This is a genomic window from Vibrio sp. Y10_XG_PY6 (assembly GCF_024181795.1).
GTDB lineage: Bacteria > Pseudomonadota > Gammaproteobacteria > Enterobacterales > Vibrionaceae > Vibrio > Vibrio diabolicus.
Genome location: NZ_JAMZAQ010000002.1, coordinates 939,887 through 959,674, shown reverse-complemented (window position 1 = coordinate 959,674; position 19,788 = coordinate 939,887). Strand labels below are relative to the sequence as shown.

Here is a 19,788-nt window from a genome sequence, read left to right as displayed (position 1 = left end):
CATCGGTGCTGTCAGTAACAGTCGTGAGTTTTTACTTTTTCAACTTTTTCAAAGGTCTATAATCTGCCAGACGTAAACAGTACCAATCGGCCTGCTCATCATGGCTAGCACCACATGCTCTTAAATAAAACTGGGCTAATCGCTGGCTGCTCATGTTGCTACCACGTAACACATCGACGTTTCCGCGAATGACCCAATCGGAGGGATAAAGTTGAACAGCATGCTCAGCTAAGAGAAATAAGCCTGCAAAAGGGTTACTCAACCCTAGGTTTGGATGCACACGTTTCAAAAGAACGATGATGATTTCTCCGTCCTCGACCCGAAAAACGAGCTCTAAACCCTCAACTTCAATTCGATAACCAAGTTGAATTTCACTTTTTTGCCAAAAGTATGGCGTCACTTCGATCCCCGCTTGCGCAAGCGAGAGCATTAGTTTTGTTTTCATTACATCCCCACCCTTCCAAGTGGCTGAATATTGATTTGCTGGATTAGTTCTTGAAATGACAAAACGGGCAGATCGTAGTATTCCGATTCAATAAGCTTTCGCACATATCGGCGTACATCCATAGACACAACTAACACAGGCTTATTCGGCATGCGGCTTAAATCACCAATGGTCTGTTTCACATCACTCACAAATTGTTGCGTTACTGACGGGTCTAACGCCAAGTAACTTCCTGCAGAGGTTTGACGAATACCGCTGCGTATTGTGTCTTCGAGACTTTGATCCAATAAGTAAGCGGGCAACATGTTTTGTCCACTCGCGTATTTGTAGCAAATGTAACGTTTTAAGCTGGAACGAATGTACTCCGTCAGCTGTACAACATCTTTCTCTTTTTGGCCCCACTCAACCATGGCTTCCAAGATCACGCGAAGGTTTCGGATGGAAATGTCTTCAGAAACCAAGCGTTGCAAGATTTCCGTCATTTTTTGTAACGGGACAATGCGTTGAGCCTCTTTAACAAGCTCCGAATAACTGCCTTCCATCTGCTCCAATAGATAACGCGTCTCCTGAATACCAATAAAGTCTTGTGCGTACTCCTTGAGAACATGAGACAAGTGGTACGTTAAAATTCTGTCGGGTGTGAGAAAGCCGACATGGCTAGTCGTGAGTTTTTGCTCGTAACTTTGTGCCACCCAAATGCTAGAAATACCGGGTAGAAAATCTTCATCTTGCTCATAAGGCACGCCTAATAAGTCGATCTGCTCATTCCCTTCTGTCACCAAGAGTTGGTCTTTTACAATTCGTCCTCGTGCAACCGGAACTTCTTGTAACTGAATTAAATATTCGCCATTTTGCATCCCCTCGTTAAAACGCAGGTGGATACCCGGGAAAGGCACGCCGAGGTCGAGATATAGTGCGCGCCTCACCCTTGCTAGCTCTTCATTCAATGCGACCGCTTCCAAGCTTTCCTGAAGGCTCGCGTCAAGATCGATCAAGAGTGGGACCGTCATAGCGAACTCTTCTTGCTCACCTAATTTTCCTTTACTGTTTCTAGATGGGGTTGGTTTGCTTGGCTTCGCTGCTGGTGAACCCGCCCCTTGCGAAACAAAGCTTGATAAGTCGGTACTATCTGATTCAGCCTGTTTTTTCTGTTGATAGAAAAGGAAGAAACCACCACCACCAACCACTGTGGCCAAGACCAGAAAAGTAATTTTTGGAAAACCAGGAATCAGTGCGAACAGCACCAAAAGCACACCGCCAATAAGAAGCGCACGTGGCTGAGCAATGACCTGCCCACCAATGTCCGAACCAAGATCAGAAGAGTCTTCATGAGAAACACGCGTCACGATAATACCGGCCGTAATCGCGATAAACAGAGCCGGAATTTGCGACACCAAACCATCGCCAACGGTCAAAATCGCAAACAACTCAAGCGCTTCAGAAGCACTCATGCCTTTTTGCGTTACCCCGATCGTGACGCCACCTAAGATGTTGACCACAATGATGACCAAACCGGCAATGGAGTCGCCTTTAACGAACTTCATCGCGCCATCCATCGAGCCATACATTTGGCTTTCTTTTTCAATCAGTGATCGTCGGTGCCGTGCTTCGTGTACGTCAATCACCCCAGCGCGCATGTCACCGTCAATACTCATCTGCTTACCAGGCATCGCATCAAGTGAGAATCGCGCACTAACTTCTGCAACCCTCTCCGAGCCTTTGGTGATCACCATAAACTGGACAATAGTAATGATCAGGAAAACAACAATACCGACCACTAAGTTACCGCCCACGACAAAGTTACCGAAGGTATAAACGATTTGACCAGCATCGCCTTGCAGCAAGATCAAACGGGTTGTCGTGATAGATAAAGACAGACGAAACAATGTCGTGATCAGTAGCACCGCGGGAAACGCAGAGAACTCAAGCGGCGTAGTGATGTAAATCGCTAACATAAGCAGCACCACCGCAATACTCATGTTGGTGCCAATCAGCACATCCACCAGCGCGGTAGGCAGTGGCAATATCATCATAAAGACGATCGCGAGCAACATCACAGCAAGCATAATGTCTTTACGTTGCCCTACCTTGTTTAAAATATCGATCAACTTATTCATGTGATTCACTATTTAAAGATTGCAGATAGCGTCGGTGCGCTTGGCGTGCCCCATCGACGTCATTTTGTTTCCAACGAGCTTGGCTTAAGCAAAACCAGAGTCCTGCCGAATCAGGTTTAAGGTCGGATTTTAATAAGTGCTCACATACCTCAACCGCACGGGCATATCGACCACTTTGTAAACACGCCACTGCGAGCGTTTGCATCGCCTCTTTGTGTTGCGGGTCTATCTCTAAAACCGCATCGAGAATAGAGATAGCATGCTCTGGCTTTTGGTATTGAACTTGTAGTGCAGCGTGAACAAGCAACAGTTCAATGTCTTTGGATCTCAACATGTTGGTTAGACCTGGATAAGGAGATTGAGCGCCATAGTGAGATAACGCTGATCAAGTTGCGTACTTTGTAGCGTTTCGGATGCTTTGATAAAAGAAGCGGAGCCTGAATCCTGTGCAAGAACTTGCAACTGAGCTAACGTTTCATCGAACTGTTGGCGGTACTTTTCTGGACGCAACAATTCTGAGTGCAACAATTTTGGCTTGGTTAACGCGATTAGGTATTGGTCTGAAGGCCTGAGGTCATAGAGCTTCTCTAAATGCGTAGCGACCGCCTGTCCATCAGGAAGTAATTGAAACCGTTCAGGGAAATCGGCCTTAACCTCACTATGAGTAACATGCGTGAAGGCTTCTATGCCTACGTTTAAAGTGCTTACTCGAGTCATGAGGTTGCCACATCGTTATGTAGACGAACCAAAAGCGTAAACGCTTGTTCTAAAGTCGGAAGTGTGACCTCTTCTCCGTTTAACCGCGCGGAAAAAACCAAAGTTTGCTCATCTAACAAACCAGTTTTAATTTCGAAAGGCCAGCCTTGATCGGCATGACACAAACTGAGGGCGCTTTGAATGATGTCACTGGTTTGATGCCAAGATAACGCTTGAGACAACATCAAGAATAGCTGTTCTCCGTGTCGCTCAATATGTAGTGTACCGCTTTGCTCAAAATCCAGCTGCACCCGTCCAGCTGATGAGAAATCGACGGCATCGAGCCCCATTCCTCGGCAAAATTCATTGACGGATGCATCAATCCAACTCATCTTCCCACGCTTCCTCTTCTTCTATATCAATGGCTTCGTCTAGCGCCTTTTGTACCGCTTGTATTAAATTCTGTCGTTGTTCTTCATCGGCGAATACATCAATAGGGATCGTGCGAACTAACTTGTGGAACTCTCGAAAAAAATCGATTTTTTGTTGTACCGCCGTCAATTCCATTGCGTTGGCGACTTTCCAAATCTCATCACTGCTTACCCATCGCTGCTCTACCAACGCAATCACATCAGCCATCAAATTAGAAACTTGATAAGCCATAACTCGTCCTTTCCGGTTTAAACATTTGGAACAACTGACTCACGCGATCTTGCAACGTATTTAGAGTTTTGAGTTTTTGCATATCGGACATCAACCACTGCAACTTAACCGAGTCGATACTGCTGCCTTGAACACTAAGATCTGCACTCATGCCTTGCAGCATAAACTCAACAGCGGTCGATACCTCCTGTTCACCAAAGCGCGCCACTACGTCTTGATAAGCAGCGCCGAGCCCTTGATAGCTATGAACGGTATCGCGATAGAAACCGCGCAGCTGATGTAATGAGCTAAACTCTTGCTCTTGGCTGTACTCATCAGCAAAGTTTGAGACGCGAATTTCCGTATCAATTTGAGCCCAAGAATCTGGGTTTTGCTCGATTCTCAGAATCGCTTGGTCAATCAGCGCTAGTAGATGTTTACTTTCTGGGCTCGCACTCAAAAACTTTTTAACGGCTTTTAACGCAAGGTATTGATGGCTTTTCTCCTCTGAAAATCCATTCAAATAAGCTTGCAATTGAGCGATGGTCGAGATATTTCCTCCCGCCATTTTTGCAGCCAGATCTTTGATCTTTTGGTTCTTTTCAAGATCAGGGACTTTTCGCAGATAGTCAGAAACGAGTTCGTGCGCTTCATTAACTCGAACGCCACTGTCTTTTACTTTACGCTTGGTCAAATCTTTTTCTGCTTTTTCGGAACCGAGTGAAGTGAGCTCTTCCATCGCATCAAAAAGTGATTGTGTGGCATTGTGAACACGGACCGTTTCACCGCGGTAATTGCCTTTTCGTGAAGCGTCGGTACGAGACGATTCCAACCCGTTTTGGATAGACGCATCAAACTTTGGGTTTGTTGCGATATGATTGTTGATAATACTCATTCACTTGCACTCCTTCCGTACAATACAGGCGAATTATAGGAAGTGCGCTTTCTCGAAGCTGTCAAAATCAGACGTGTTTTTTTAGTGCGTTTTCAGTTTTCTAAAAACTCCCGACTGATATTCACTATAAATACCCCCTCATCCTTTCTATCCTCCCAACATCAATCATTGCGCATATTTTTACCTTGAACGATTTCTCATACATCACTGATATCCAACAATCTGCGATCAGGCAAACTCGTCTGATCCAAATTCGCGGGCGCGTTACGCAAGTAACCGGCACCATCATCAAGGCCGTTGTCCCCGGCGTTCGTGTTGGTGAGCTGTGTGAGTTGCGTAATCCTGATCAAACTCTGTCTTTATTAGCGGAAGTCGTTGGCTTTCAACAGCATCACGCTCTGCTCACACCGTTAGGAAATATGTTTGGGATTTCCTCAAATACAGAAGTTAGCCCAATGGGAAAAATGCATGAGGTCGGCGTTGGCGATCACCTATTAGGTACAACGCTTGACGGGCTTGGGCGTCCTTTCGATGGTACGCAAAGTCAGGAACCAAGTGCTTGGTATCCGGTTTATCGCGATGCACCACCACCAATGCAACGTAAACTGATTAAAAAGCCAATCTCTCTTGGTGTTCGATCCATTGATGGACTACTGACCTGTGGTGAAGGTCAGCGCATGGGCATTTTTGCAGCGGCGGGCGGTGGTAAAAGTACCCTACTGGCAAAACTGATTCGATCCGCAGACGTCGACGTGACCGTTCTCGCCTTGATTGGTGAACGCGGACGCGAAGTACGAGAGTTTATTGAGCATGACTTGGGCGAAGAAGGAATGGCCAAATCGGTTTTAGTGGTCGCGACATCCGATCGCCCGGCCATGGAACGTGCCAAAGCCGCTTTTGTTGCCACTTCTATTGCGGAATATTTTCGTGACCAAGGTAAACGCGTGTTACTGCTGATGGACTCTGTAACGCGTTTCGCCCGCGCACAGAGAGAAATTGGCCTAGCCGCAGGTGAGCCACCAACACGACGTGGTTATCCGCCTTCCGTCTTTGCCGCTTTGCCAAAGCTGATGGAACGAGCCGGTCAATCTGACAAAGGGTCAATTACAGCGCTGTACACCGTGTTGGTTGAAGGCGACGACATGACAGAACCTGTCGCCGATGAAACTCGCTCCATTTTAGATGGGCACATCATTCTCTCGCGCAAACTTGCGGCAATGAACCATTATCCTGCCATTGATGTACTCCGATCAGCAAGCCGCGTGATGAATCAAATCGTTGAACCGGATCATCAGGCGTCTGCTGCTCACCTTCGCGAAATGTTAGCCAAATACGAAGAAGTTGAGCTACTGATCAAAATTGGCGAGTACCAGCATGGGGCAGATAGTCGAGCAGATATGGCGATTGCGCAAAGTGATGATATACGCGCCTTTTTACGCCAAGGAACGCATGAGCCAAGTGATCTTGATGGTGCTATCGCTCAACTAAAAGGGATGGCGAACCAATGATCGAACGGTTATTAGAAATCAAACAAATTCGAGCTGAACGTGCGGACAAAGCCGTAAAGCGCCAAGAATACCGAGTATCAAATTCAGCAGCACTGTTTCAAAAGGCCGAACGTTCCGTCGCGGACTATCACGTTTGGCGTCAGGAAGAAGAAGAACGACGTTTTGCCAAAGCAAAGCAACAAACACTCGTTCTCAAAGAGTTGGAAACATTGAGACAAGAAATCGCGTTGTTGAGAGAGCGAGAAGCCGAGCTTAAACAGCGCGTTGCCGAAGCAAAAAAAGCGCTTGAGCACGAACGCTCGGTACTTAAAGAAAAACAAAAAGAGGCACGGCAAGCCCATAAAGCCAAAGAAAAATTCGTTCAGTTGCAACAACAAGAACTCGCGGAACAGTCGCGAGAAAGACAATACCAAGAAGAACTCGAACAAGAAGAGTTTCGCACTGTCGATATTATCTAAAGGTTCATTATGCGCATTACTCCAACAGAAGAAACACCGAATACGCTGTACAAATCAACGCCAGAAAAAAAGCCCCTGGAGCGAGAAGCTGAGCTTCAATCACAGTTCGAGCGTGCAATGACGGAGAAACCTAGCAAGGAAGAAAAATCTACCGTTGCGAGCAAAAAAGACACTCAGAGCAGAGACGAGAGCCTTCCGTTAAGACATGAAGCATCTCAAAGCCTAGACAAACAATCGAAACTTTCTAACCAAGAAGCCAGCACTTATAGAAATACCGCTACATTAAAAGACAAAAGTGACACTGTGACCAAAAATAATGTAGAGAAGCACGAAAGCTCTTCACTAAATCGCGAAGAAAGCCTGATTGAAAACAGTAAATTGCATGAGAAAGATAAGAAACTTGAGAGCGATCAGGCTCCAAGCTCATCCTCGATTGAGCGCGTTGGCCCCCATTCTCAAGCACAAGCTTCTCTCGACGGTTCTCTCCCTAAAAAGGCCGTAGGGAAATCGCTCGCTCAAGATGCAATTAACAATGCTAACTTCACGACGAAACAAACCGAAACGACACACAATAAGCGTGCAACTCAGCGACTACAAGAGACAGGCAAACTAACAGACAAAACCGATAGTCGTTCTGAAACTAAATCGCTTGAGAAAATCGAGACGAAAAGCGCACTACTGTCCGGTAAAGCGGATGACGAAAAAGCAGATCCTCAACACCTTGCGAGCGCGGCAACGCAAGGCGATGTCATTTTAAAGAGTGTCGCTTCACAGGCTCAGCCGGCCCCAGCTCGAGAAGTAAACACGTTACTCCAACAATTGGTGGACAAAATCTATGTTTCGCTGCCAACCGCATCGGACAACAAAGAGGTTCGGCTGTTTCTGAGTGAAGGACAATTAAAAGGTGGCGAAATCCACATCAAGTTGGACGCGCAAGGTTATAGCGTGACGATTCGACAAGAGCATGCCCTTTCCATTATTAGCCAGCAAGCTAGACAAGATCTTGCCGAACGCCTAAACCGATTTGGCGGTGAGCAGCCACTTCGTCTAGCGATCAGCGAACAGACTCAGCAGCTCGATCAACAACAACATGAACAACAACACTCACGCCAGAAACGTAGCGTGTATGAAGAATGGCAAGCGGAGAATGACCTATGACGCCGTTAACGATACCCAAAGTCGATTCAGACAGTATTGCGCTCAGTAATCAACTTTGTGCAAAGCAATGCCATTTCCAAGGGGCTGATGGTCAGAGCGTATCGATTACTGTTTCTCAAATCCCTTCATTTGAAGGATTCCGTTTAACCACGTTGATTGGAGGGCAAACGATCCAAGTGGATTTTTGTCGTGCGCAACTCCAGAAATGGTTTGAGTCTACTCTGAATGCTACTGCGTTTGAGTCGCTGCCTAACTCCCTCCAGTTAGCACTTTTGAGTTCTCAGATTGAACCGCATAGTGAGGCATTCAAAGCACTATTTGGTCAGTTGCCCATTCTTAGCCAGTTACAACTGTTAGAGTCGAGCCAAGTTCAAGAACATACCTTGATGTTAACCCTCAATAAACCTAACGACTCTCTTTGTTTGTGGGTTAGCGAAGGAGCAAACGTGCTGTTGGATGCGCTACCAAACAGCGCTTCTCTTCAGGCGCGACATCTCGCTTTACCTGTGTGGTTAAGTCTTGGAAGGACCCATTTGACGTTAAGCGAATTTAATTCGCTCGAACTGGGAGATGTGATCTTTTTTGACGATTGTTATATCGCCCAACAACAAGCCATTTTTCAAGTATCTAACCAGAATCTCTGGCGCTGCCAACTGGATGACCAAATTCTTCACATTATTGAAAAAGAAACCAATATGAATGACGTAAACACTTCAGAAATGTTAACCGACCACCAGCAACTGCCCGTGGAACTCACGTTTGATATCGGCCATCAAACCATCACTCTAGAACAGCTTAACCAGCTTCAGCCTGGGTACGTATTCGAGCTAAACCAACCTGTATCTAAGCCGGTAACATTGCGTGCCAACGGCAAAATCGTCGGTGAGTGTGAACTGGTTAATGTTAATGAGCATTTAGGTGTGCGCGTACTGGAACTGTTTGGTGGCACGCAGGAGCCAGCATGATCCAGTTACCTGACGAACTCAATCTCATTGTCAGCTTAGCACTGCTGGCACTGATCCCATTTATCGCGATGATGGCGACGTCGTTTGTAAAACTCGCCGTTGTATTCTCACTGCTGCGTAACGCTCTCGGTGTACAGCAAATTCCACCGAACATGGCGCTGTACGGATTGGCGATCATTTTGTCTATTTTCATCATGGCTCCCGTCGGTTTTGAAACCTACGACTACGTAAAGCAGCATGATATCTCCCTCGAAGATTCTGCAAGTGTAGAAGGCCTCATTGAAAGCGGTTTACAGCCTTATCGAGAGTTTTTGAAAAAACATATTCGGGAAACCGAAGCCATATTCTTTACCGATGCTGCGCGCACATTATGGCCTCAAAAGTACGTGGACCGTTTAGAGTCAGATAGCTTGTTGCTGTTGCTGCCAGCGTTTACGGTCAGTGAGCTTACCCGTGCTTTTGAGATTGGCTTTCTATTGTACTTGCCGTTCATCGCTATCGACTTAATTGTTTCTAATATCTTGCTCGCCATGGGCATGATGATGGTATCGCCAATGACCATCTCTCTCCCTTTCAAATTGTTGCTTTTTGTCTTGCTTGACGGCTGGACGAAACTCACTCACGGCTTAGTACTGAGTTACGGTTAATCACGGAGAAAGTATGCATTCTGCTGAAATCATTCATTTCACGACTCAAGCATTAACCCTAGTTTTATACTTGTCGTTACCGCCGATTTTAGTCGCTGCGTTGGTTGGTACATTGGTGTCGCTTATTCAGGCGTTAACTCAGGTCCAAGAACAAACGTTGGGGTTTGTCGTCAAGCTTATCGCGGTCATTATTACGCTGTTCGTCACAACGCAGTGGCTAGGGGCAGAGCTCCACGCCTTCGCCTCGCTTGCCATGGATAAAATTCCTCAAATACGATGAGTTATCACGACTTACACCAGGCTTTATTTTTGTATAGCCTGACGTTACCTCGGTTAATGGCATGCTTCATCTTTTTGCCTATTTTGAGCAAGCAAATGCTAGGCGGCACCATGGTGAGAAATGGTGTGCTTTGCTCACTCGCACTGTTTATATTTCCGATGATTAATAAGCAAAGCTTGCCCGCAGAAACCGACGGTATTTGGCTGATAGTGATTTTGGGTAAGGAGGTATTAATTGGGCTGTTGATCGGGTTTGTTGCAGCTATTCCCTTTTGGGCAATAGAAGCGGCCGGATTTCTGGTCGACAACCAACGTGGTGCTGCCATGGCAAGTATGTTTAACCCAACGCTAGGCTCGCAATCGACGCCAACCGCAGTGTTGCTGACCCAAACGTTGATTACCCTGTTCTTCTCTGGCGGGGGCTTTGTCACTTTTATCTACGCGTTATTCAAAAGCTACACATCTTGGCCGATCGTGGACTTTTTCCCAACCGTTAGCGATGCATGGGTAAGCTTCTTCTACGCGCAATTTGAACAGCTTATGTGGCTTGGTGTGTTGATGTCCGCTCCATTAGTGTTGGCAATGTTTCTTGCTGAGTTTGGTCTGGCGCTTATCAGTCGTTTTGCACCGCAATTGAATGTTTTTTTCCTTGCCATGCCAATAAAAAGTGCCATCGCGAGTGTTTTACTGATCGTGTATCTCGGGTTAATGATGGATCACTTTGAAGTACAGTTTTACGGCATTACCCGATTCGCAGAACAACTCAATACCATTTGGCAATAACGCTTAGGATTCTTTATGAGCGCAGAAAAAACAGAGCAACCCACCGCGAAAAAGTTACGCGATGCCAGGCAGAAAGGTCAGGTAGCCAAAAGCCAAGAAATAGTATCGTCTGCATTAATTTTAGCGCTCATAATTGTACTGTTTGCGTTCGCAGATTATTACATGTCGCACATCTCAGCGCTTATTCTCCTACCAAGTAAGCTTGCTTATCAGGGCTTCCAAGATGCGCTAGTCGATGTCGCAATTGCCATCGCAAAAGAAATTGCCTATCTACTCGCCCCGATTATTCTGGTTGCTGCACTCGTCGCCATCTTTTCCAATATGGGGCAGTTCGGCTTCCTATTTAGTGGTGAATCCGTTAAACCCGACATCAAAAAGATCAATCCCGTCGAAGGTGCCAAACGCATTTTTTCGCTTAAGAGTGTGATTGAGTTTATCAAGTCGATCCTTAAAGTCTCTCTTCTTTCCTGCATTATCTGGGTGACCTTACGCGGTAACATCAACGCTTTGATGCAAATTCCAACTTGCGGGCTAGAATGTGTCCCGACCATTACTGGTGTCATGATTAAACAATTAATGATTATCTCTTCGGTAGGTTTCATCGTCATCGCTGCCGCTGATTTTGCGTACCAAAAGTTTGATCACACGAAGAAGCTCAAAATGAGCAAGGACGAAGTGAAGCGCGAATACAAAGAGATGGAAGGCAGCCCTGAAATCAAAAGTAAACGTCGTCAGCTACACCAAGAGCTACAGGCCTCCAATCAACGTGAAAATGTTAAACGCTCCAATGTGTTGGTAACAAACCCAACGCATATCGCGGTTGGTCTGTACTACAAAAAAGGCGAAACGCCCCTGCCCGTCATCACCTTGATGGAAACCGATGCGGTAGCCAAACGTATGATCGCAATCGCCAAAGAGGAAGGTGTGCCTGTGATGCAAAAAGTCCCTCTTGCTCGCGCACTATACGCGGACGGCAACGTCGACCAGTACATCCCAAGTGATCTTATTGAGGCAACCGCCGAAGTGCTTCGTTGGTTGGCATCATTGGAGTCCGATAAGACGCTGAATTAACATGATTTCGAGAGTAAAGGCTATCGTACGAAGAACGGTTATCACTTTTCTATACGTAATGAGATTTTTAAATGAGTCATCCTTCGCTATAGGTTTCAGCATATCGAATTTGCCTACTTTTGCTTGTCTCAATGAAGCACTTGGTTCATGAAAAGTCGTGTTTACTAACGTCAATAGTGGTACTGTACTGGACAGTTTTACTTTCATCTCTAAACCACCTAGAGCTCGGTAAGAAACCACGCCAGCCACAACAAAGGTGGATTTTTGCTTAGGTTGATTTATTTATGCGCATATCTACCGAAAAGAAACGAACTCGAATCATCAAAGTTGCCACTGACCTTTTTATAAAGCAAGGTTACAAAGACACATCACTCGATCAAATCGTCGCGATTTGTGGAGGCTCAAAGCAGACGTTATATCGCTATTTTTCGAACAAAGAAGGGTTATTTGTTGAAGTTTTAGCATACAATACCAAAACCAGCTTAGAGTCCGTCTTCCAGCTTGCCGACAAGCAATCGGAGCCTTTACAAGAAACATTGAATGACTTCGCCAAGAAGTACCTAAAAGGTGTATGCTCCAATCCTATGCTATCACTTTATCGGATCGTTTCGGCTGACTTCAACAAACATGATTCCGTACCAAATCAATTCTGGCAGACAGGGCCGCATCGCATTCATCAATACCTCATCGACTTTTTAAAGAGTGAAACTGTCAGCTCACAGCTCGATGTTGAAAATGCCGACCTCGCTTGTGAGCAACTACTTGCATTAATTAAACTTGATTACCAGAACATGGCACTAATTGGCTTCGATTTTCCGACAGATGAAGAGTTAGATGCACATACGAAAAAAGCGGTCACCGCCTTCCTAAATCTATACCAAAAATAAACTCACTGAATATAAAAGGGAGCATCATCGCTCCCTTTTTGTTTCTATGGCTTAGTGAATCTCTCGCTTCGCCGCTAGCTTTTTACCGATTATTAAGATTGGCGCGAGAGCAAAGACCGAGATAATAAACATCAATAATGAATTACTCAGTGCTAGAGTGGTCGCCTGCTCTTTGACAACAGAACTAATTTGGCTCATTCCTAATGCCGAATTTGGCAAGTGTCCATGAGTCAGAATCGTACTGCTCAACGCATTTTTATAAGCACCAAAAGCATGATTCACATCATCTAGCGTTCGGCCAATCTCTCCAGCAGCTTGCGCACTATGGCTTTGCATTACCCGTGAGAACACGGCACCAGCGATCACACCACCAATGGTACGAAAGAGGTAGAAATTGGCGATGCCTTCTAAACGCTGCCCGACCTGGAAGTACATCAAGACTGCAATGGTCACAGACACATTCAATAAGCCGACACCAAACCCACGCAACATCATCGGAACGGACAAAGATTCCGTACCAGCAAAGCTAGGTAACAGACTAAACTTATGTACCGAAAGTATAATCATCACCACACCAAACGGGACGACTGCATCCGCTAATGGACGGCGGAAGTAATACACCAGCACACTGACTAGCATACCACCTAACATGGCATAAAATGCCGGCAATTGGGCATATCCAGCATTAAGGTTGTTGTACTGCAACGCCATTTTCAAAAAGCTAGTAAACAACACATTGCTCGCCATAACAGCAAAACCTGCCAAAAAAGCGTTGTACATAAAAACATTAGTTTTCAACTTACTATGCAGCTGTATTGATGCTGTATTTAAAGGACTGGTTTTCACAAAGTAATACACCACTAATAAAGTCAGAGCCGCGGCTATCGAAGAGGCTTTAACAAACCATTCCGAGTCAAACCAGTTGTAATAACTGCCTCTCATCAATAGAAATACAACGAGGCTTATTGTCAGGGCAAAAACTAAATAAAACCAACAGCCCGACTTGGCTTCGGCCTCGATTTGAATCGACTTAGGATTGTAGATGCATGCAATTACCAAGGCAGAGAAGTACAGCCAAGCCGACACGACACACAACAGTGACCAATCAAAGATTTCGACAATATTGGCCACTACCCAAGGGTAAGCGCCGATCGGTAGCAAGGTTGAGAATACTAACGTTAAAGCAATAATGGCTGGTAGCCAACGCTGTTCAAAAAAGTGGAGCAGGTAAAGGTTTAATACCACCATTAACATGCTCATAAAAAAGCCACTCGAGAGCCAAGTCAGAGTGAACACCAGTTCTTGCTGTCCGCCCCAGTAAAGTACAAGATTGCTCGCTAGGCCTACCAATAAAATGGCATGTAAGAGAATTAACGTACCCAATCTACGCACCAATATTGGTGTGAATATAAAACCTAATATCTGGGTAATCATAAAGCCGACTTTAACCAGAGCAACTTCATCGACAGATAAGCCTGACGTTGCCGCCATCTCATACGATAACTCGGTAAACATCACGGAGTTAATACCAAAAGCAGCAATCGCAAAAAGCGTCAAAATCAGCAGCGGTGAACGTTTTTCCATTGCAGTTAACCTTGTGCCGCGGTCTCGATCGATACTTCTGCAGACAACCCCGGATAGACTCGTTGATTCAACTCTTGAGGGATCTCTAGCTCAATACGTACTGGCACACGTTGTACTACTTTTACGAAATTGCCTGTCGCATTTTGGGGTGGCAATAAACTAAACTGTGCACCAGTCGCCGGGGTTATCGAAGAAACACGGCCATGCAATGGATGGTTTGGAAACATATCCAATACCACTTCAACCTCTTGCCCAGGCACAACGTTCTCAAGTTGTGTTTCTTTAAAGTTTGCCTCTATCCAAACATAATCTGGCACCATCACGATGAGCCCCATTCCTGGTTGTACAAACTTGCCGACTTGCACTTGTCTATCTGCCACATAGCCATCAAATGGTGCACGCACCGTGGTTCTTTCCAGTGAAATATTAGCCAGTCGTAAGCTTGCTTCTGCTTTTTTACGCTGTGCTGTCAGTTGCAACTTCTCAGTCATCAATGTGTCGAGCTGCTTTTGCTCAGCAGCTAAGCCCAATTTAGCGGTTTCAAGATTACTGCTTGCTTCAATAGATCGCGTTTTTTGTGCTTCAAACTGATTTTTGCTCACAGATTGCTTTTGCACCAAACGAGAAAGACGTTGAAACTCCGCCGCTTGGTGTTCGGCATTTGCACTCGCGCGGCGAATACCTTGCTTCGCCTGCTCAATTTTCATTAACTGCATATCCGTTTTTATTTGATTTGCAGTAAGCTCAGATTTCGCAACATCTAGTGCTGCTCGAGCAATTTCTTGGTTGGCAATAAAGTCTTCATCGTCAATGACAAACAAAGGAGTTCCTTCTCTTACCCACTGGTTATCTTTGACAAAGATTTCGCTTACTTGCCCCCCAACCTCAGGTGAAATGGCCGTAACGTCTGAATGAACATATGCGTTATCCGTCATTACAGTATTCGGCTGGTATAAGGCACAGCCAGCAGCAAATAACGAACCAACAACAAGCGACAAGGCGATAACTTTCTTCTTCATGTTTGAAACCCATTTTATGATTTTCACAAACTGTACTGTACCGTACAGTTTTAGTAAAGACACATTTGATCATTGCCAATCAAAAAGATCAATCTCATTGATTTATCATGAACTTCTTGAGAAAAGTGTTTCGAATGAAAAGAATTAAAATCTAACCATTTGTAATGTAAACAAAAAACACATTTAAACTGAATAAGTAAAGAGAGGACTGCAACTCCCCTACCTTTAATGAAGCTTGCTCCCCAACTCGGTGCATCAGGCGCAAACATTTGACTGGCCGAAGTTTTCGAATCTACCTCACCAATTTTCATTAGCACCTCAATCTGACACATCAACCCAACGATAAGCACAAGCTAGTAGCATTTTCTTCAAACGAATTTGACATCGCCCAACATAGTTGTGTATACAACCATATTGTTCGTTAATGTTATTTGGTGAAATTTTCCATGTCCCAATACAACCATCATCAGTCTCTCGGTCACCTTACGGGGCTTGCTAGTCGCCTGTTTAACCGATTACTCACTACCCGTTTCAAAGATGCTGGTATTGATATGACAGCAGAACAATGGGGTGTCGTGTTGCTGTTGCGAAACAACGGTGCCCTTTCTCAAAGTCAGATTTGTGAACTGTTGTACTTAGAAAAATCGAGCGTCAGTCGCTCAATTGATGGGCTTGAAAAGCGCGGTTGGACAGAGAGGAAACCTTCGCCAACGGATAGTCGAAGCAAGTTAGTCGTGCTAACAGAAAAATCTTTAGACACCGTTGATACATGTGCAAATATCGCTTCGCTAGTACTGCAAGAAGCCCAACAGAACCTTGCTGATGCCGACCTAGACAACAGCAAACAGCAACTTTCTAGCGTGGTAGCGAACTTACGCAAGCTTAACGGACAAATTTAACTTATCAGCGTACGTTGCGACAGAAGCTGGTTTAACAGTCAGGCTCAACCTTGGAGAAATACGATGACAAAACGCAATGCTTTAATTACAGGTGGCGCTCGTGGAATTGGTGCAGCAACAGCAAAAGCACTCGCTGCAGATGGTTACCGAGTTTTTATCAACTACGTAAATAGTGCTGCGGTCGCGGAAGCGTTAGCTCAGGAAATTCAAAACGCCGGTGGTGAGGCGTACACTTTAAAAGCTGACGTTCGTGATGACGCACAAATACAAGGGATGTTCGACAGCATCGCAAATGAACATGGTGGCGTTGATGTTCTTGTCTCAAACGCAAACATGAGCTTTACCGCTAAACCTTTCACTGAGCAGTCGTGGGAAGAGTTTTCACAAAAGCTAAATGACGAAATGCACGCTGCATATCAAACGGCAAAATTGGCGGTAGAAAACATGAAAGCCAGCCAGTTTGGTCGCTTAATTTTTATCTCTAGCACCTTATCAGAAGCTCCTGCACCAAGCTTTATTGCTCATGGTAGTGCAAAAGGTGCACTTGATAGCTTTAGTAAATACCTCGCTCAAGAACTTGGTCCTTTCGGGATTACGTCTAATGTCGTTGCTCCGGGCCTTGTAGAAACAGACGCAACAAAAGGTGCTCCTGAAGAGTTTAAAGAAACCATTCGAATGTTCACGCCAACGCAGAAAATTGCCACACCTGAAGACGTAGCAAACACCGTGAGCTACTTGGCAAGTGAAAAAAGCGGACATATCACGGGCACATACAATCCAGTATGTGGCGGCGCATACCTACCATAGCGCCAAGTGTGCTAGGCACAAATACAAAGGCATGTACCCATGCCTTTGTATCTTTAGGTATTGCTTTGCAACGCGCAAGCTTCCTTCATGGGCGGTTTTGTCTGAAGAAAAATAGAAAGTCCTATCTATTTCTTATAATCGGTGTATAGTGAGCTCAGCTCCTAACCGTGAGCTATTGATGAAATATTTAGTTCGAGTCTCTTCTTAGTTTTCTTTCGAGTCATTTCGTTACTCAACTCCTGTAGCAACTTATTCTTTATCTTCCATTAAATAGCCTCAGTTTTGATTTAAATACGAACGAGAGTTAGTTCTCTTAGCATGGTTATCACAACGCGCTGTCTTTACATCGATAGGTTTATAAGGAATTTAACCTTATAAAAACAATCAGTAAGCGTCAAAATAAGACATAACGCGCATAGCCACGTCGTGTATATATCACCACTATTTAGGAATAGTCATTAGCGGTGGAATATATTAATCAGCGCGATGGCAATGGAATATTTAGACTTAATTTAAACCATTTTGACTTCGTTATTCCTATAAAAGTAGAGGTTAATTAGATTGACCTTTAATAAACACGATCTAGAGGAATAAAAATGAGAAAAAAACGAGATAGCTTTCAAAAAAAGAATAAAAAAAGCAATTATGAAGATAAATTTGAGTTGATGGTAAAAGAATACCACAGCGCAAAAGAAGTATTAGACGCAATGCCAGAAGGTTCGGCTGACTACGACAAGCAGAAAAAGCACTGTGAATCTCTATTTGCTAATGCCGAGCGCTTTTTTAAGCGAAATCAGTAGGCCAATTTAACGCCTAGATAAACATCCGGCAAAACACCATATACGGTAAGGGAGCATCTGCTCCCTTACTTTCAATTAAACCCAACCTTCCGCTAAGTACATCAGTCGCAATTGACTTGGTGAGCCCAGTTTATCTAATGCATCCAACTGAGCGTCACTCAGGTTTGGGCATTTATCAAGGTATACTCGTCCATTTTCTGCATCAAGTGGCAGTTTGTAAGTCAGCTTTTCATTGATTTGACTCGCCTCACCTTTATCGATCGCTCGAACTGCAGGCATGAGCCAATCCCAATCTTCGCCCAACAGCTTTTTAAACGCACTATGAGCAGTTGCCTCAGTTTTACTTGGCGCATCTTCTGGACTTAGCTTCAAGATAGAATCAACGTCAGGGACTAAGTGTTCACTTGGCTCTGAGCCCAACATCTTTTTCAACGTTAAGCGAGCAGCTTCCATCTCTTGTGCTTCTTTAGGCGCTTGAGGTGATGTCATCGCCGTGTTCTCTTTAGGACCAAGGTACGCCATCAATGCGCGTACAGAAGCTGGATCTTGCATGCTGAAGGTAAAATCTCCTTTGGCATTAGAAACTTCAAGCCTTGGTAAAACACCAGACATCTCACCTTGCATGAGTTGTTCTTTGACTTCTGTATTTAGTCCGTATGCTCCAGCTTGGTTCGCAACAAAACCACCACCACTGATAATGCCAGTCGTGGCAGCCGAACCAATGGCTTCTTTTGCTATCGGCGTAACACCCGCTGTCGCTACGGAGCTCACACCAAAAGTACCCAAGCTCCCTGTCGCCATGCCCAATGTTGCCCCAACTGCACCTTCAGCTGATAACATTGCATGACCTTGAGCCAATGTTTGTTGCATCGGCATAGAGAGACGTTGGTCTCGCCCTGGAAGCTGCGAAATTTGCTCCAGCTGATGGTGGTAAGCTTCAGCATCGCCATTGACTGCCGCTTTGTGCAGCTCACGTCCTGTTGAAATTAATAGCCCTACGCCAGGCAAAGCTAGGTTGATGACTGCATTAACGCCAGAACCTTTCAGTTTTTCTTTGCCCATCTGTAACAGTTCGGCACCAAAACCATCCATTTTCCCCGGGTACTGAGCCTCTAAACTCACCTGCATACGCGGATCTTTGCTGATCGCGTCAAACGTATTTTTAAGCTGCTGGTACGTATCGCTGCTCACCTTGACTTCATCCAACAAGCTGACAACTTCTAAGATTTTTCGCTCAGTAAGCGGCTCACCGCGATAACCAGAAGGGCTAACTAATGAGTAAGCTAGCAAGGCAACCTCAGGCTTTTCTTGTTTAAGTAGCGCCTGTTTCAAATCAAGGTGAGTTTTGATGTTTTCTTGGAAAAACTTAGTGTATTTACTTCTCAACACGCCTTCGTGGATAGAAGCAAACTTGTGACCTTTATGGAACGTTGAAGGTTCTTTTACCTCACCTCTTTTACTGATCACTCGGTCATCTTTTTGCGCAGCGACTGCACGAAACTGTTCTAGATCAGGTACTGGACTTTGGCTGATTTTTTGCGTTGTATTGACCATTTTTCTCTCCTACACACGAAGTGATTGAACATGAGCTTGTTCATGATTAGGGGTGATTGGAATCGCTTGATCCAACATTGCAAAACGCGCTTGCCACAATTCAGTCTGTTCAATAACCTCATGAAACCAAGCAGTAAGATTCGTCGTGTTTAGGTGCTCAACGGGTTTACGTCCCGCTAAGACAAGCTGTCGACCATTTGGGGCTAAAGCAAGTGCAAGGCTGCCACTACCGATGCCCTGATAATTAGCATGAGCAAGAAGCTCTAAACCTTTTAGTCTTTGTTCGCCCGACTTTTCTAATCCTCCGAACGTCACGGACAACATTAAGTCATCCGTATCTGTCGCGATGAAATACAGCATGTAGCGGTCGTCGACCAGTAGCTGACAACGTTCATTGTCTTCAAAATTCAGTTCGGGTAACTCATTGAGTTGGCAAAACTCCAAGAGCAGTTGTTGAATCGTGTTCATAACTTTTTCCTTTTGTTTCAATAACTCTATTGAACAACGATTGCAGATTGAACGATGTCGGTAATGGCTTTATTTTTGTCACTTTTTCGCCTTCATTGTGAGGTTT

23 protein-coding genes are annotated in these 19,788 nt (G+C 45.0%); 12 read left to right on the top strand and 11 right to left on the bottom strand.

What is annotated here, in order from left to right; translation table 11 throughout:
• Window positions 1–31: 31 nt before the first annotated feature.
• The 7 genes from NL644_RS12945 to sctW are packed head-to-tail and all read right to left on the bottom strand — an operon-like array spanning window position 32 to window position 4,795.
• Window positions 32–445, bottom strand: a complete 414-nt coding sequence (locus tag NL644_RS12945) for an LcrR family type III secretion system chaperone (protein ID WP_237309580.1) — start codon at window positions 443–445, stop codon at window positions 32–34.
• Window positions 445–2,571, bottom strand: a complete 2,127-nt coding sequence (gene vcrD / locus NL644_RS12940; RefSeq protein ID WP_367618274.1) for a SctV family type III secretion system export apparatus subunit VcrD — start codon at window positions 2,569–2,571, stop codon at window positions 445–447. The genes NL644_RS12945 and vcrD overlap by 1 nt, the downstream gene beginning before the upstream one ends.
• Window positions 2,555–2,896 (bottom strand): type III secretion system chaperone VscY, encoded by a 342-nt coding sequence (vscY, locus tag NL644_RS12935; RefSeq protein ID WP_005395110.1) that lies wholly within the window; start codon window positions 2,894–2,896, stop codon window positions 2,555–2,557. The genes vcrD and vscY overlap by 17 nt, the downstream gene beginning before the upstream one ends.
• 5 nt (window positions 2,897–2,901) lie before the next feature.
• Entirely contained in the window at window positions 2,902–3,279 is a 378-nt protein-coding gene (gene vscX / locus NL644_RS12930) for a type III secretion system protein VscX (RefSeq protein ID WP_005377246.1), read from the bottom strand.
• Window positions 3,276–3,650: a type III secretion chaperone SycN gene (sycN, locus tag NL644_RS12925; RefSeq protein ID WP_012841776.1), complete on the bottom strand. Its 375-nt coding sequence runs from the start codon at window positions 3,648–3,650 to the stop codon at window positions 3,276–3,278. Before sycN ends, vscX begins: the two co-directional genes overlap by 4 nt.
• Entirely contained in the window at window positions 3,637–3,921 is a 285-nt protein-coding gene (locus tag NL644_RS12920; protein ID WP_253658455.1) for a TyeA family type III secretion system gatekeeper subunit, read from the bottom strand. Before NL644_RS12920 ends, sycN begins: the two co-directional genes overlap by 14 nt.
• Window positions 3,902–4,795, bottom strand: a complete 894-nt coding sequence (gene sctW / locus NL644_RS12915; RefSeq protein WP_005395115.1) for a type III secretion system gatekeeper subunit SctW — start codon at window positions 4,793–4,795, stop codon at window positions 3,902–3,904. Before sctW ends, NL644_RS12920 begins: the two co-directional genes overlap by 20 nt.
• A gap of 185 nt (window positions 4,796–4,980) precedes the next feature.
• On the opposite strand from sctW, the gene vscN reads away from it, so the two are divergent.
• The 9 genes from vscN to NL644_RS12870 all read left to right on the top strand — a co-directional run bounded on the left by vscN (window position 4,981) and on the right by NL644_RS12870 (window position 12,551).
• Entirely contained in the window at window positions 4,981–6,303 is a 1,323-nt protein-coding gene (gene vscN / locus NL644_RS12910) for a SctN family type III secretion system ATPase VscN (RefSeq protein ID WP_167426535.1), read from the top strand.
• Window positions 6,300–6,761: a type III secretion protein gene (locus tag NL644_RS12905; RefSeq protein WP_253658454.1), complete on the top strand. Its 462-nt coding sequence runs from the start codon at window positions 6,300–6,302 to the stop codon at window positions 6,759–6,761. The genes vscN and NL644_RS12905 overlap by 4 nt, the downstream gene beginning before the upstream one ends.
• Before the next feature lie 9 nt (window positions 6,762–6,770).
• Window positions 6,771–7,919, top strand: coding sequence for a type III secretion system needle length determinant (locus NL644_RS12900; RefSeq protein ID WP_253658453.1), 1,149 nt, complete (start codon window positions 6,771–6,773; stop codon window positions 7,917–7,919).
• Window positions 7,916–8,884, top strand: a complete 969-nt coding sequence (sctQ, locus tag NL644_RS12895) for a type III secretion system cytoplasmic ring protein SctQ (RefSeq protein WP_253658452.1) — start codon at window positions 7,916–7,918, stop codon at window positions 8,882–8,884. Before NL644_RS12900 ends, sctQ begins: the two co-directional genes overlap by 4 nt.
• Window positions 8,881–9,531 (top strand): SctR family type III secretion system export apparatus subunit VscR, encoded by a 651-nt coding sequence (gene vscR / locus NL644_RS12890; protein WP_005377232.1) that lies wholly within the window; start codon window positions 8,881–8,883, stop codon window positions 9,529–9,531. Before sctQ ends, vscR begins: the two co-directional genes overlap by 4 nt.
• 13 nt (window positions 9,532–9,544) lie before the next feature.
• Window positions 9,545–9,811, top strand: a complete 267-nt coding sequence (vscS, locus tag NL644_RS12885; protein ID WP_005377227.1) for a SctS family type III secretion system export apparatus subunit VscS — start codon at window positions 9,545–9,547, stop codon at window positions 9,809–9,811.
• Complete coding sequence (sctT, locus tag NL644_RS12880; RefSeq protein WP_253658451.1) at window positions 9,808–10,593, top strand: type III secretion system export apparatus subunit SctT; 786 nt, start codon at window positions 9,808–9,810, stop codon at window positions 10,591–10,593. The genes vscS and sctT overlap by 4 nt, the downstream gene beginning before the upstream one ends.
• A 15-nt stretch (window positions 10,594–10,608) precedes the next feature.
• Window positions 10,609–11,664 (top strand): SctU family type III secretion system export apparatus subunit VscU, encoded by a 1,056-nt coding sequence (vscU, locus tag NL644_RS12875; RefSeq protein ID WP_048626449.1) that lies wholly within the window; start codon window positions 10,609–10,611, stop codon window positions 11,662–11,664.
• Between the two features lie 284 nt (window positions 11,665–11,948).
• Window positions 11,949–12,551 (top strand): TetR/AcrR family transcriptional regulator, encoded by a 603-nt coding sequence (locus tag NL644_RS12870; protein WP_150918788.1) that lies wholly within the window; start codon window positions 11,949–11,951, stop codon window positions 12,549–12,551.
• Window positions 12,552–12,602: 51 nt separating this feature from the next.
• Here NL644_RS12870 and NL644_RS12865 read toward each other — a convergent pair whose 3' ends face one another.
• Both NL644_RS12865 and NL644_RS12860 read right to left on the bottom strand, forming a co-directional pair.
• Window positions 12,603–14,135: an MFS transporter gene (locus NL644_RS12865; RefSeq protein ID WP_253658450.1), complete on the bottom strand. Its 1,533-nt coding sequence runs from the start codon at window positions 14,133–14,135 to the stop codon at window positions 12,603–12,605.
• 5 nt (window positions 14,136–14,140) lie between these two features.
• The gene (locus tag NL644_RS12860; protein WP_253658449.1) at window positions 14,141–15,154 is read right to left on the bottom strand and encodes an HlyD family secretion protein; all 1,014 of its coding nucleotides are present in this window, start codon (window positions 15,152–15,154) and stop codon (window positions 14,141–14,143) included.
• A gap of 446 nt (window positions 15,155–15,600) precedes the next feature.
• Between NL644_RS12860 and NL644_RS12855 the strand changes: the two genes are divergently transcribed.
• The 3 genes from NL644_RS12855 (at window position 15,601) to NL644_RS12845 (ending at window position 17,660) form a co-directional block, all read left to right on the top strand.
• Complete coding sequence (locus tag NL644_RS12855; RefSeq protein WP_005395130.1) at window positions 15,601–16,053, top strand: MarR family winged helix-turn-helix transcriptional regulator; 453 nt, start codon at window positions 15,601–15,603, stop codon at window positions 16,051–16,053.
• A gap of 63 nt (window positions 16,054–16,116) precedes the next feature.
• Window positions 16,117–16,860, top strand: a complete 744-nt coding sequence (locus NL644_RS12850; protein WP_048626454.1) for an SDR family NAD(P)-dependent oxidoreductase — start codon at window positions 16,117–16,119, stop codon at window positions 16,858–16,860.
• 596 nt (window positions 16,861–17,456) lie between these two features.
• Window positions 17,457–17,660 carry a hypothetical protein gene (locus NL644_RS12845; protein ID WP_005395134.1) on the top strand — a complete coding sequence of 68 codons (204 nt, stop codon included), beginning with the start codon at window positions 17,457–17,459 and terminating at the stop codon, window positions 17,658–17,660.
• A gap of 75 nt (window positions 17,661–17,735) precedes the next feature.
• On the opposite strand, the gene NL644_RS12840 is transcribed toward NL644_RS12845, so the two are convergent.
• Entirely contained in the window at window positions 17,736–19,214 is a 1,479-nt protein-coding gene (locus NL644_RS12840; RefSeq protein ID WP_104971775.1) for a cation transporter, read from the bottom strand.
• 9 nt (window positions 19,215–19,223) lie between these two features.
• Window positions 19,224–19,682 carry a CesT family type III secretion system chaperone gene (locus tag NL644_RS12835; RefSeq protein WP_253658448.1) on the bottom strand — a complete coding sequence of 153 codons (459 nt, stop codon included), beginning with the start codon at window positions 19,680–19,682 and terminating at the stop codon, window positions 19,224–19,226.
• Between the last annotated feature and the right edge of the window lie 106 nt (window positions 19,683–19,788).